13 protein-coding genes are annotated in these 13,297 nt (G+C 63.4%); 12 read left to right on the top strand and 1 reads right to left on the bottom strand.

Annotation, left to right across the window (positions count from 1 at the left end; all coding sequences use genetic code 11):
- The 7 genes from CWO89_RS30970 to CWO89_RS30940 form a co-directional block, all read left to right on the top strand.
- The coding region (locus CWO89_RS30970) for an ABC transporter ATP-binding protein (protein ID WP_130582316.1) at positions 1-722 on the top strand (722 nt) is incomplete at its 5' end.
- The gene (locus CWO89_RS30965) at positions 715-1,461 is read left to right on the top strand and encodes an ABC transporter ATP-binding protein (protein WP_130582315.1); all 747 of its coding nucleotides are present in this window, start codon (positions 715-717) and stop codon (positions 1,459-1,461) included. The genes CWO89_RS30970 and CWO89_RS30965, both read left to right, overlap by 8 nt.
- Before the next feature lie 39 nt (positions 1,462-1,500).
- A complete protein-coding gene (locus tag CWO89_RS30960) occupies positions 1,501-2,721 on the top strand; it encodes an ABC transporter substrate-binding protein (protein WP_130582314.1) in 1,221 nt (406 codons plus the stop codon).
- Between the two features lie 68 nt (positions 2,722-2,789).
- A complete protein-coding gene (locus CWO89_RS30955; protein ID WP_130582313.1) occupies positions 2,790-3,653 on the top strand; it encodes a branched-chain amino acid ABC transporter permease in 864 nt (287 codons plus the stop codon).
- Between the two features lies 1 nt (position 3,654).
- Positions 3,655-4,623, top strand: coding sequence for a branched-chain amino acid ABC transporter permease (locus CWO89_RS30950; RefSeq protein ID WP_130582312.1), 969 nt, complete (start codon positions 3,655-3,657; stop codon positions 4,621-4,623).
- Positions 4,624-4,925: 302 nt separating this feature from the next.
- Positions 4,926-5,570: a DUF47 domain-containing protein gene (locus CWO89_RS30945; RefSeq protein ID WP_130582311.1), complete on the top strand. Its 645-nt coding sequence runs from the start codon at positions 4,926-4,928 to the stop codon at positions 5,568-5,570.
- 10 nt (positions 5,571-5,580) lie between these two features.
- The gene (locus tag CWO89_RS30940; RefSeq protein ID WP_130582310.1) at positions 5,581-6,585 is read left to right on the top strand and encodes an inorganic phosphate transporter; all 1,005 of its coding nucleotides are present in this window, start codon (positions 5,581-5,583) and stop codon (positions 6,583-6,585) included.
- A gap of 83 nt (positions 6,586-6,668) precedes the next feature.
- Here the strand turns inward: CWO89_RS30940 and sugE are convergent, their stop codons facing one another.
- Positions 6,669-6,983, bottom strand: a complete 315-nt coding sequence (sugE, locus tag CWO89_RS30935; protein ID WP_130582309.1) for a quaternary ammonium compound efflux SMR transporter SugE — start codon at positions 6,981-6,983, stop codon at positions 6,669-6,671.
- Between the two features lie 154 nt (positions 6,984-7,137).
- Between sugE and CWO89_RS30930 the strand changes: the two genes are divergently transcribed.
- The 5 genes from CWO89_RS30930 to CWO89_RS30910 all read left to right on the top strand — a co-directional run bounded on the left by CWO89_RS30930 (position 7,138) and on the right by CWO89_RS30910 (position 13,051).
- Complete coding sequence (locus CWO89_RS30930) at positions 7,138-8,757, top strand: peptide chain release factor 3 (protein ID WP_130582308.1); 1,620 nt, start codon at positions 7,138-7,140, stop codon at positions 8,755-8,757.
- Between the two features lie 225 nt (positions 8,758-8,982).
- Positions 8,983-9,588 carry a UCP034077 family protein gene (locus CWO89_RS30925; protein WP_130582307.1) on the top strand — a complete coding sequence of 202 codons (606 nt, stop codon included), beginning with the start codon at positions 8,983-8,985 and terminating at the stop codon, positions 9,586-9,588.
- Positions 9,589-9,806: 218 nt separating this feature from the next.
- On the top strand, positions 9,807-10,391 hold the full coding sequence (locus CWO89_RS30920; RefSeq protein WP_130582306.1) for an NnrU family protein: 585 nt from the start codon (positions 9,807-9,809) through the stop codon (positions 10,389-10,391).
- A 2-nt stretch (positions 10,392-10,393) separates the two neighbouring features.
- Positions 10,394-11,215 carry a 3-methyl-2-oxobutanoate hydroxymethyltransferase gene (gene panB, locus CWO89_RS30915; RefSeq protein ID WP_130582305.1) on the top strand — a complete coding sequence of 274 codons (822 nt, stop codon included), beginning with the start codon at positions 10,394-10,396 and terminating at the stop codon, positions 11,213-11,215.
- 243 nt (positions 11,216-11,458) lie between these two features.
- Positions 11,459-13,051: a class I adenylate-forming enzyme family protein gene (locus CWO89_RS30910; protein WP_130582304.1), complete on the top strand. Its 1,593-nt coding sequence runs from the start codon at positions 11,459-11,461 to the stop codon at positions 13,049-13,051.
- Positions 13,052-13,297 lie beyond the last annotated feature (246 nt).

Here is a 13,297-nt window from a genome sequence, read left to right as displayed (position 1 = left end):
TGACCAAGGAATTCGCGGGTTTCTTCGCCGTTCGCGACGTCGCGTTGAAAGTGCGTCGCGGCAGCATCCATGCGTTGATCGGGCCCAACGGGGCCGGCAAGACGACATGCTTCAACCTCCTGACAAAATTCCTAAAGCCGTCCGCCGGCCGGATTGCATATAAAGGGCAGGACATCACCGCGATGCCGCCGGCCGATGTCGCGCGTCTCGGATTGGTGCGCTCGTTTCAGATCTCGGCGGTTTTTCCGCATCTGACGGCACTGGAGAATGTCCGCGTCGCTTTGCAGCGCCAACACGGCAATTCCTTCGATTTCTGGCGCTCGAAAAGCGTGCTCGACCGCTATAATGCCCGCGCGCTGGAACTGCTTGACGATGTCGGCTTGAGCGAGTTCGCCAACATTCCCGCCGTCGAGATGCCTTATGGCCGCAAGCGCGCCCTTGAGATTGCAACGACGATCGCGCTCGACCCGGAGATGATGTTGCTGGACGAGCCGATGGCCGGCATGGGCCATGAGGACATCGACAAGATCGCCGCCTTGATCAAGCGCATTTCCGCGAAATACACCATCCTGATGGTCGAACATAACCTCTCGGTGGTGGCGAATCTTTCCGACATCATCACCGTGTTGACGCGAGGGCAGGTGCTCGCGGAGGGCCATTATGCCGACCTCTCCAAGGACGAGCGCGTGAAGGAAGCCTATCTGGGAGCCGGTCATGCCTGAGCTGAAAATGGCTGAAGCTCCGGCCGCAAAACCTGCGGACGCGAAGGTGTTGGCCGTGCAGGACCTCCAGGCCTGGTATGGCGAATCCCACATCCTTCACGGCATCAATTTTCATGTGAATGCCGGCGAGGTGGTGACGCTGCTCGGGCGCAACGGCGCCGGCAAGACGACCACGCTGAAATCGGTGATGGGAATCATCGGCAAGCGCTCCGGTTCGATCCGCTTCGAGAACCAGGAGATCATCCGCGCGTCCTCCGACAGGATCGCACGGAAGGGCATCGCTTTCTGCCCGGAGGAGCGCGGCATTTTCGCAAGCCTGGATGTGCGCGAAAACCTGCTGCTGCCGCCGACCGTGCGCCCCGGGGGCCTGTCGCTCGACCAGATCTTCGATCTGTTTCCGAACCTGAAGGAGCGTCTCTCCAGCCAGGGCACCAAGCTGTCCGGCGGCGAGCAGCAGATGCTGGCGATTGCGCGCATCCTGCGCACCGGCGCACGTTTCCTGATGCTGGATGAACCGACCGAGGGGCTTGCGCCGGTCATCATCCAGCAGATCGGCCATACCATTGCGCGGCTCAAATCGGAGGGCTTTACCATTCTGCTGGTCGAGCAGAATTTCCGTTTCGCATCGACGGTCGCTGACCGCTATTACATTGTCGAGCACGGCAAGGTGATCGACGGTTTTGCCAATTCGGAGCTCTCCGCCAACATGGACAAGCTCCACACCTATCTCGGCGTCTGAATTGCCGACATCAAGAAAAGCAAGAGGGACCACAATCATATGAAGAACAGGATTTCGGCGTTGCTGCTTGGCACCGCCCTGACGTTCGCCTCGGTTGGCCTCGCGCTTGCCCAGGACAAGACCGCGAAGATCGGTGCGCTCTCCGACCAGTCCGGGCTTTATTCAGATCTCGGCGGGCCCGGCTCGACGCTCGCGGCGCAGATGGCGGTTGAGGACTCCGGGCTTCTCGCCAAGGGGTGGAAGATCGACGTCATTTCCGGCGATCACCAGAACAAGCCCGACATCGGCTCGACCATCGCGCGGCAGTGGTTCGACGTCGACAAGGTCGACATCATCGTCGACGTACCGAATTCCGGCGTGGCGCTCGCCGTCAACAACGTCGTCAAGGAGAAGAACGGCGTCTACATCAACTCCGGCGCGGCGACTTCGGACCTGACCAACGCCCAGTGCACGCCGAACACGGTGCACTGGACCTACGACACCTACATGCTGGCGCATTCCACCGGACAGGCGCTGGTGAAGTCCGGCGGCGACACCTGGTTCTTCCTCACCGCCGACTACGCCTTCGGCGCCGCGCTGGAGCGCGACACGACCGCCGTCATCACCGCCAATGGCGGCAAGGTGCTCGGCAGCGTCAAGCATCCGCTCAACACCTCGGACTTCTCGTCCTTCCTGCTGCAGGCGCAATCGTCGAAGGCCAAGATCATCGGCCTTGCGAATGCGGGCGGCGACACCACCAACTCGATCAAGCAGGCCGCTGAGTTCGGCATCGTTTCCGGCGGCCAGAAGCTGGCGGCGCTGCTGTTGTTCCTCACCGACGTCAAGGCGATGGGGCTCGATGTCGCGCAGGGCCTGAACTTCACCGAGACCTTCTACTGGGACATGAATGACCAGACCCGGGCTTTCTCCAAGCGGTTCTCGGAGCGGTCGAAGGGACACGCCATGCCGTCCATGGTCCAGGCCGGCGTCTATGCGGGGCTGCGTCACTATTTCAAGGCGCTCGAAGCGCTCGGCGGCAATCCGCATGACGGCGCCAAGGTCGTGGAGAAGATGAAGTCGATCCCGACCGAGGATGATCTGTTCGGCAAGGGCGAGATCCAGCCGAACGGCCGTGCCATCCATCCGGCCTACCTGTTCGAGGTGAAGAAGCCCTCCGAATCCAAGGGACCGTGGGATTTCTACAAGCTGGTCGCCACCGTTCCGGCCGACCAGGCGTTCACGCCGCTTTCCGAAAGCAAGTGCGCGCTGCTCAAGAAGTAACTATCATCGCCCGCCGGCGGTGAAGCCGGCGGGCTCCATTTGGGGGGAGGGGGGCGAAGGCCAACGCGATGCAGGCTCTCTACGCACAGCTACTGGTGGGACTGATCAACGGCTCGTTTTACGCGCTGCTCAGCCTCGGGCTTGCCGTGATTTTTGGCATGCTCAACATCATCAATTTCGCCCATGGCGCGGTCTACATGATGGGCGCCTTCTGCGCCTACTTCCTGCTCAACATCGCCGGCCTCGGCTATTGGTGGGCGCTGATCATCGCGCCCATCGTGGTCGGCATCTTCGGCATGATCCTGGAGCGGACCATGCTGCAATGGCTGTCCGGCCTCGACCATGTCTATGGCCTGCTGCTGACCTTCGGCATCGCGCTGATCATCCAGGGCATCTTCCAGAACTATTTCGGCTCTTCCGGCCTGCCGTACCAGATTCCCGACGCGCTCCGCGGCGGCATGAATCTCGGCTTCATGTTCCTGCCCGTCTATCGCGGCTGGGTGGTCGTGTTCTCGCTGGTGGTATGCCTGGCCACCTGGTTCCTGATCGAGAAGACGCAGCTTGGCGCCTATCTGCGCGCCGCGACCGAAAATCCGACGCTGGTACGTGCCTTCGGCATCAACGTGCCCAGGATGATCACGCTCACCTACGGCCTCGGCGTCGGGCTTGCGGCACTCGCAGGCGTGCTGTCGGCGCCGATCAACCAGGTCCGCCCGCTGATGGGCGCCGACCTCATCATCGTCGTGTTCGCGGTGGTGGTGATCGGCGGCATGGGATCGATCATGGGATCGATTATCACCGGTTTCGCGCTCGGCGTGATCGAGGGATTGACCAAGTATTTCTACCCCGAGGCTTCCAACACCGTCGTGTTCGTCTTGATGGTGCTGGTCCTGCTTGTGAAGCCGACGGGACTGACCGGACGGGCGGCCTGATATGTCAACACTCACCGACGATACCCTGCCGGTCCCGCCGCGCGCGATGCGCGACGAGATGGTCGCTTTCGGCATAATGGCCGTGCTGCTGGCCATCGTGCCGCTCACCGGCATCTATCCGTTCTTCGTGATGCAGGCGCTGTGCTTTGCGCTGCTCGCCTGCGCCTTCAACCTGCTGGTCGGCTATGGCGGCCTGCTGTCGTTCGGCCACGCGATGTTCCTGGGCACCGCCGGCTACGTCTCGGCGCATGCGCTGAAGGTGTGGGCGCTGCCGCCGGAGCTCGGCATCATCATCGGCACGGCCGCGGCCTGCGGGCTTGCCGTCATCACCGGCTACATCTCGATCCGCCGGCAGGGCATCTACTTCTCGATGATCACGCTGGCGCTGTCCCAGCTCCTCTACTTCATCTACCTGCAGGCGCCGTTCACCCATGGCGAAGACGGCATCCAGGGCATTCCGCAGGGCTTTCTGTTCGGCGTCTTCAACCTCGCCAAGCCGACGGTGCTTTATTACGTCGTGCTCGGCGGCTTCCTCGGCGGCTTCCTGTTGATCTACCGCACCATCAACTCGCCCTTCGGCGAGGTGCTGAAGTCGATCCGCGAGAATGAGCCGCGCGCGATCTCGCTCGGCTACAAGACCGACCAGTACAAGCTGCTTGCCTTCATCCTGTCAGGCACGCTGGCGGGCTTTGCCGGCTCGCTCAAGGTGTTCGTGGCCCAGAACGCCTCGCTGACCGACGTGCATTGGTCGATGTCCGGCGAGATCGTGCTGATGACGCTGGTCGGCGGCCTCGGCACCGTTTTCGGTCCCGTGGTCGGCGCCTTCATCATCATCGCCATGCAGCAATATCTGGCTGGTTACGGCCAGTGGGTGACCGTGATCCAGGGCGTCATCTTCGTCGCCTGCGTGCTGACCTTCCGCCGCGGCATCATCGGCGAGGTCGCGCGTTTGCTCAGGCGGTCGCTGTAGGGCTTGCTACGCATCGTAGCCCGGGTGGAGCGGAACGCGTAACCCGGGACATCTGCGTCCGCGTTTACCAACGGCCCTGGGTTACGCTGGCGTTCCACCCAGGCTACGGCACCGATCGCGTGGCGAGATGGAGTCCAACGCAATCCTGCTGCGTTGGGCCCTCGAAGGCATCGGGGACCCTTTCACAAAGCGGTGGATGACCGGGTTCCGGCGGCGGAGCGCTGGCCGTTCCTGCACAAAATGTTCTATGACAGTTTTGTGACAGGTTACGGAGTGGCCGTCCGGCACGATGGATATGACCTATGCTACGCTGGTTTCGAGCCTTTTTGCCCAAGGAGGAGCGGTTTTTCGACCTGTTCGCCCGGCATGCCAAGACCTCCGTCCAGTGCGCGATGGCGCTGCAGGATGTGCTGAAGGGTGGGGACGAGACGCCCGTCCACTGCCAGCGCGTCAACCAGTTCGAGAATGACGCCGACAACATTACCCGCGAGGTTCTGACCGCCGTCCGCCGCACCTTCATCACCCCGTTCGACCGCGGCGACATCAAGAACCTGATCACTTCCATGGACGATGCCGTCGACCAGATGCAGCAGACCGCCAAGGCGGTGGTGCTGTTCGAGGTGCGCGCGTTCGAGCCGCCGATGCGCGAGATGGGGACACTGATCGTGGAATGCGCCAATCTGGTCGGGCGCGCTCTGCCGCTCCTGCAGTCGATCGGCAGCAACGTCTCGATGCTGACCCAGATCACGGAGGAATTGACCAAGCTCGAGGGCCGGGTCGATGATCTCCACGACATCGGGCTGAAGGAGCTTTACCTCAAGCACCGCGACGCAAACACGATGGATTTCATCGTCGGCGCCGAGATCTACGATCACCTCGAAAAAGTCGCCGACCGCTTCGACGACGTCGCCAACGAGATCAACTCGATCGTGATTGAGCAAGTGTAGGGCAGTTTACGTGGACGCCACGCTTGGTCTTCCGGTCCTGGTGATCCTGATCGCGGTCGCCCTGCTGTTCGATTTCCTGAACGGCCTGCATGACGCCGCGAATTCGATCGCGACCATCGTCTCGACCCGCGTGCTGCGGCCGCATTTCGCGGTGTTCTGGGCGGCGTTCTTCAACTTCGTCGCGTTCACCGTATTCGGACTGCACGTCGCCAACACCATCGGCACCGGGATCATCGAGCCGGAGGTCGTCGATGCCACCGTGATCTTCGCCGCGCTGGTCGGCGCCATCGTTTGGAACGTGATCACCTGGGCACTCGGCATTCCGTCGTCGAGCTCGCATGCGCTGATCGGCGGCCTGGTCGGCGGCGGCATGGCGAAGGCGGGGGTCTCGGCGGCGGTGTGGAGCGGGCTCTCCAAGACGCTGCTCGCGATCGTGCTGTCGCCTTTGATCGGCTTCCTGCTGGCACTGGTGCTGGTCGCGATCGTGTCATGGCTGTCGGTGCGCTCGACACCGTTCGCGGTCGACCGCGCCTTCCGCATCCTGCAATTCGTCTCCGCCTCGCTCTATTCGCTCGGCCATGGCGGCAATGACGCGCAGAAGACCATGGGCATCATCGGCGTGCTGCTCTATTCGCAGGGACATCTCGGCGAGGAGTTCGGCATCCCGTTCTGGGTGGTGCTGGCCTGCCAGGCTGCGATGGCGCTGGGCACCCTGATGGGCGGCTGGCGCATCGTCCGCACCATGGGGCTGCGCATCACCAAGCTGACGCCGATGCAGGGCTTTTGCGCGGAGACCGGCGGGGCGGCGACCCTGTTCATGGCGACGTTCCTCGGGGTTCCCGTTTCCACCACCCACACCATCACCGGCGCCATCGTCGGCGTCGGTGCGGCCCGCCGGATGTCGGCGGTGCGCTGGAATGTCGCAAGCTCGATCGTCTATGCCTGGGTCATCACCATCCCGGCCGCCGCGGCGGTTGCGGCCGTCACCTATTGGGTGGTGATCGCGCTGCGCTGATCATAGCGTTTTCGAGCGAAGCATGCCCTCGGACTTGATCCGAGGGTGGACGCCGGTTCGCGTTAAGAAAACGCGTCCAAAACCTAGGTCACAAGCTTGAGGCCGACAATGCCGGCCACGATCAGCCCGATGCTCGAAAGCCGAAGCGCGGTGGCTGGCTCGCCGAACAGGATGATGCCGAGCATCGCCGTCCCGACCGCGCCGATGCCGGTCCACACCGCGTAGGCGGTTCCGATCGGCAGCGTCTTCAGCGCGAGCCCGAGCAGGACGATGCTGCCGACCATGCTCAGAAGCGTCAGGACCGATGGAACGAGCCGTGTGAAACCTTCAGTATATTTGAGCCCGATTGCCCAACCGATCTCCAGGAGACCTGCGACGAGCAGGATGGTCCAGGTCATGACGACCCTCCGAATAAGGCAGGGTCGTCCCCGCGGCTGATTTGGTGAACAGAAAGGTCGTCCTTCCCCGCTTCGATATGGGGCTGGCCTTCGCGCCCCGCAATCACCAAATAGGCTTGATCGCCCCGAGTTTCCCTGCCAAACGCTCACCGCCATGTCCGACCTTGCCCTGACAGCCGAATCGCCGTCTCGTTCCCCGCTTGCCGATGAAGTGGCGCGGCGGCGCACGTTTGCGATCATCTCCCACCCGGACGCCGGCAAGACCACGCTGACCGAAAAGCTCCTGCTCTTCGGCGGCGCCATCAATCTCGCCGGCCAGGTCAAGGCCAAGGGCGAACGGCGGAACACGCGTTCCGACTGGATGAAGATCGAGCGCGAGCGGGGCATCTCGGTGGTCACCTCGGTGATGACCTTCGAGTTCCAGGACCACGTGTTCAACCTCCTGGACACGCCGGGCCACGAGGACTTTTCGGAAGACACCTATCGCACGCTGACCGCCGTCGACTCCGCCGTCATGGTGATCGACGCGGCCAAGGGCATCGAGGCGCGCACGCGAAAACTGTTCGAGGTTTGCCGCCTGCGCGACATCCCGATCATCACCTTCATCAACAAGATGGACCGCGAGAGCCGCGACACCTTCGACCTCCTGGACGAGATCGAGAAGACGCTGGCGCTCGACACCACGCCGATGACCTGGCCGGTCGGCCGCGGCCGCGATTTCATGGGCACCTATGACATCAGGAACGGTGGCGTGCGCCTGCTCGAAGGCGGCGGCGCCAAGACCGGGCAGGCCGAGCAGATCGACATCGCCGATCTCGCCAGCCGTAATCCCAATCTCGACGTCGCCGAGATCAAGGACGAACTCGCGCTGGTATCGGAAGCCTGCAAGCCGTTCGAGCTCGATGCGTTCCGCGAGGGTCATCTCACGCCGGTCTATTTCGGCAGCGCGCTGCGCAATTTCGGCGTCGGCGATCTCCTGGAAGGGCTCGGGCAATTCGCGCCGGCGCCGCGTGCCCAGGATTCCGATCTGCGCAAGGTCGAGGCATCAGAGCCGCGCATGAGCGCCTTCGTCTTCAAGATCCAGGCCAACATGGATCCGAACCACCGCGACCGTATTGCGTTCGCGCGGCTCTGCTCGGGCAAGCTCAGCCGCGGCATGAAGGCGAAGCTGGTGCGCACCGGCAAGAATATGAGCCTGTCGAGCCCGCAATTCTTCTTCGCCCAGGACCGTTCGGTGGCGGACGAGGCCTTCGCCGGCGACGTCGTCGGCATTCCCAACCACGGCACGCTCCGGATCGGCGATACCCTCACCGAAGGCGAGGATTTGACCTTCGTCGGCGTGCCGAGCTTCGCGCCGGAAATCGTCCGGCGCGTGCGGCTGACCGACGCGATGAAGGCAAAGAAGCTGAAGGAAGCCTTGCAACAGATGTCGGAGGAGGGCGTCGTGCAGGTGTTCCGCCCGCGCGACGGCGCTCCGGCTCTCGTCGGCGTGGTCGGCCCGCTGCAGCTCGATGTGCTGAAGGCGCGGCTGGATGCCGAATACTCGCTGCCGGTGGAATTCGAGGTGTCGGAATTCCAGCTCGCGCGCTGGATCTCCTCCGACGACCGCAAGAAGCTGGACACTTTCGTCGCCGCCAACAACTCCGCCATCGCCGACGATGTCGACGGCGATCCCGTGTTCATGGCCAGGAACGAATTCTACCTCGGCTACACCCAGGAACGCGCCGAGGGCATCACCTTCTCCAACGTCAAGGACGTCAAGCGGAAGGGGTAGGTCGCTAGCTGCAGCCGTCGTCCCCCGCGAAGGCGGGGGACCCAGGCGGCGGCCTCTCGGTGAAGCACAATCGTCCATGGAATACTGGATCGCCCGATCAAGTCGGGCGATGACAGCGGTGCGGGCGGAACTCGCCGCGCACGCAAGGAAGTGAACGCGCGCCAGCTTGATGACATCCCTTGCGGCCTTCATTTTCATAGGGGCGGCATCCAAAGGGCCTGTCTCATGCTGCGACGCGTCGTGATCTGCCTCGCACTCATCGTCCTCGGAATTTCCGCCGGCCGCGCCGAGGAGCGTCGGCACCAGATCAACCCGGTGCCTTTCGCGCATACGCCCTGCAGCGTGCTGGAGGAAGGACCCTGCACGCCATCCTATTGCGGCGTGTTCAGCGCTTGGCCGTGCATCCCCGAGATGAACTACCCCTATGGCGAGAACCTGCAGCTCACGATCCTGACGGTGCCGCCGCAGGACCAGGCCGAGAAATACAAGAAGCCCGATCACGATCTCGACACCATCGGCGATCTCTTCGCGGCGCTGCGCTCCTGCTGGACGCCGCCGCCGGCCGACGACGCGCGCGGGGGCATGCAGATGTCGGTCCGCTTCAGCTTCAAGCGATCTGGCGAGATGATCGGAGCGCCCCGCATGACTTTCGCCACATCAGGCGTTCCCACAGATACCCGCACCACCTACTTGAACGCGATCGACGCATCGCTGAAGGGCTGCCTGCCACTCAAATTCAGCAATGGCCTCGGCGGCGCGCTCGCCGGCCGCCCGATCGCGATCCGCTATGTTGATAATCGTGAATTGGGCAAGCAGGCGGAGAAGCCGTAACTTCCTCACCGCTGTCATTGCCGGGCTTGACCCGGCAATCCATCCGTCGAAAGAATCATCATTGTCCGCTGCGCGGAAGATGGATACGCGGGTCAAGCCCGCGTATGCCGCGCGGAGGGTCGATGCCAAGGGCTCGCCTATTTTTTGGCGCATTGCACTCCACGCCGCTAAAGTGATACCCGAAGGCCCAATACGCACCACGCCGAGGGAGGGACATCGTGGGACTGCTGGTGATGATCCTGGGACTGGTCCTGTTCTTCGCCGTCCACACGCTCACGACCCAGCGCAGCCTGCGCGCGCGCTGCATCGATGCGATGGGCGAGGGCGGCTACAAGATCGCCTATTCGGTGGTCTCCGCGGTCGGGCTCGCGCTGATCATCTGGGGATTTGCCCGTTACCGCGCGACGGGCTGGATCGACGTCTGGTATCCGCCGACATTCCTGAAGCACATCACCATCGCGCTGATGCTGCCGGCCGTGATCCTGGTGGTGGCGTCCTACATCCGCGGCCGCATCTACACGACGCTGAAACATCCGATGCTCGCCGGCATCAAATTATGGGCGGCGGCGCATCTGCTCGCCAATGGCGATCTCGGCTCGATCATCCTGTTCGGCTCGTTCCTGGCCTGGGCGGTGTTCGACCGCATCTCACTGAAACATCGCGCTGATGCCGGCGGCCCGCCGATTCCGGTCGGCGGTGCCGGCAATGATATGATCGCGGTCGCGGTCGGCGTCGTCGCCTATGTCGCACTGGCCTTCGCGTTCCATCCGGTCGTGATTGGCGTCCCCGTCGTTGGAGCTTAACTATGTCCGTACAATCAGCCATCAAGCGCAAGACCGCACCCGATATCCGCGCCCGCAAGAACGGTGAGCCGATCGTGATGCTGACGTCGTATCACGCGCATACTGCGGCGCTGGTCGACCGCTACTGCGACGTCATCCTGGTCGGCGATTCCCTCGGGAACGTCATGCATGGGCTCGAGACCACCGTGCCCGTCACGCTGGAGATGATGATCCTGCAGGGACGCGCGGTGATGCGCGGCTCCGAGCGCGCGCTTGTCGTGGTGGACATGCCGTTCGGCTCCTATGAGGCGTCAAAGGAGCAGGCGTTTCATGCCGCGGTGCGGATTTTGAAGGAGACCGAGTGCGGCGCGGTGAAGCTCGAAGGCGGCGCCCGCATGGCCGAGACGGTAGCGTTCCTGACCGAGCGCGGCATTCCCGTGATGGGCCATATTGGCCTGACGCCGCAATCGATCAACACGCTAGGCTCGTTCCGTGCGCAGGGGCGCGACGAGAAAGGCTGGGCGCCGATCGAGAACGACGCCAAGGCGATCGCGGAAGCCGGCGCCTTCTCGGTCGTGATCGAGGCGGTGGCCGAGCCGCTCGCGCGCAAGATCACGCAGGAGATCGCCATTCCCACCATCGGCATCGGTGCGAGCGCCGCCTGCGATGGCCAGGTGCTCGTGCTCGAGGACATGCTCGGGCTTTCGCCGCGCACCCCGAAATTCGTCCGCCGCTACGGCAATCTCGGACCCTCGATCGAAGCGGCCATCGAGGGCTATGCCGCCGACGTCCGCGCGCGCAAATTCCCCGGGCCTGAGCATGTCTACGACATGAAAAAGAGCTAGAGGTTGGCGAAGTCAGATCGAGTTGCTCCGCGATGGACGTTGCGTTCCCTCCGTCGTCATTCCGGGGCGCGACGAAGTCGCGTGCTATGATGTGCAATTGCACATCAGAGAATCCATCGGGCGGCAAACTCTGCGGTGGAATGGATTCCGGGCTCACGCTTACGCGTGCCCAGGAATGACAGCGCGTGAGGAAGCACCTCCCGCCATTCCGGGAGACGTGAAGCAAACCTGTAGGACAGGGTGATGAACTGGTCAGGGCATTCGATTCCGGACATGCGGCTCGAAGCGCGCTTCGGCGACCGGGTCGTGCCGGTGTTTTGCGAGCGGCCGAAGAGCATCTGGGCGATGATATCGGAGGCCGCCGCCAGAAACCCTGACGGCGAGGCGCTGATCTGTGGCGACAGGCGAATGAACTGGCGCGAGGTCGTGCAGCAGTCCGCGCAGGTCGCGGCCGGATTGCAGAAGCTCGGTCTGCGCGCCGGCGATCGGGTCGCGGTGCTGCTCGGCAATCGCATCGAATTCGTGCTGACGATGTTCGCCGCCGCGCATGCGGGCCTGGTGACGGTGCTGCTCTCGACGCGGCAGCAGAAGCCCGAGATCGCCTATGTCTTGAGCGACTGTGGCGCGAAGCTCCTGATCCACGAGGCGACGCTTGCCGCGCGCGTGCCCGACGCGGCCGATGTTCCCGCGCTGGAGCGTCGGATTTCCGTCAGCGACGACAGCGGATCGCAATTCGCAGCGCTGCGCGACAATGTGCCATCAGAGGCGCCAGCAATGGTCGGCGAAGAGGATACGGCGATGATCCTCTACACATCTGGCACCACGGGGCGGCCGAAAGGCGCGATGCTCGCGCATTGCAACGTCATCCATTCCTCGATGGTGTTCGTGTCCACCCTGAAACTCACAGCGGCGGACCGCTCGATCGCGGCCGTGCCGCTGGCGCATGTCACCGGCGCGGTCGCCAATATCACGACCATGGCTCGCTGCGGCGGCGCGTTGATCATCATGCCCGAGTTCAAGGCGGCCGAATATCTGAAGGTCGCCTCCCGCGAGCGCGTCACCTACACGGTGATGGTGCCGGCGATGTACAATCTCTGCCTGCTGCAGCCGGATTTCGACAGCTACGATCTCTTGAGTTGGCGCATCGGCGGCTTCGGCGGCGCCCCGATGCCGGTCGCGACGATCGAGCGATTGGACGCGAAATTACCCGGACTGAAGCTCGCGAACTGCTACGGCGCCACCGAGACCACGTCGCCCTCGACCCTGATGCCCGGCGAATTGACGGCTGCGCATATCGACAGCGTCGGCCTGCCATGCCCCGGCGCCGAGATCATCGTGATGGACGGCAATCACCGCGAGCTGCCGCGCGGCGAGATCGGCGAGATCTGGATCCGAAGCGGCTCGGTCATCAAGGGCTACTGGAATAATCCGAAGGCGACCACGGAGACCTTCACCGCCGGCTTCTGGCATTCCGGCGATCTCGGCTCGATCGACGAGCGCGATTTCGTCCGCGTGTTCGACCGCCAGAAGGACATGATCAACCGCGGCGGCCTGAAGATCTATTCGGCTGAGGTCGAGTCGGTGCTGGCAGGACATCCCGCCGTCGTCGAAAGCGCGATCATCGCAAAACCCTGTCCGGTGCTGGGCGAGCGCGTCCATGCGGTGGTGGTGACCCGCGACGAGGTTGGCGCGGAAGTCTTGCGTGCCTGGTGCGCCGAGCGGCTGTCCGACTACAAGGTGCCGGAAACAATGGCGATCACACGCGACCCGCTGCCGCGCAACGCCAACGGCAAGGTGATCAAGCGGCAGTTACGGGAAACGCTGGCGGGGCGGTAGATTCCATGGGGCGGTGAGCGCGCCCTTTCCGGTAGGTTTGGGTTTCCACACTCGGACCATCGGAGAGTCTGATGCAAGCATCGACCAAGAGCACGCCCACCGCCGGCCATTGTGGCACGATTTTCGTTGCGATCGAACTGCGTCAGAAGACGTGGCTGGTGACGCTGCACAGTCCGGATCGGGACCGGATATCGCGCCACAAGCTGGAAGGCGGCGATCACGCCGGGCTGCTGGCGCTGATCGAGC

This window comes from Bradyrhizobium sp. Leo170 (assembly GCF_004296405.1).
Taxonomy (GTDB): Bacteria; Pseudomonadota; Alphaproteobacteria; order Rhizobiales; family Xanthobacteraceae; genus Bradyrhizobium.
The sequence above is the reverse complement of the archived record's forward strand: the minus strand, read 5'-3'. Positions and strand labels throughout refer to the sequence as shown.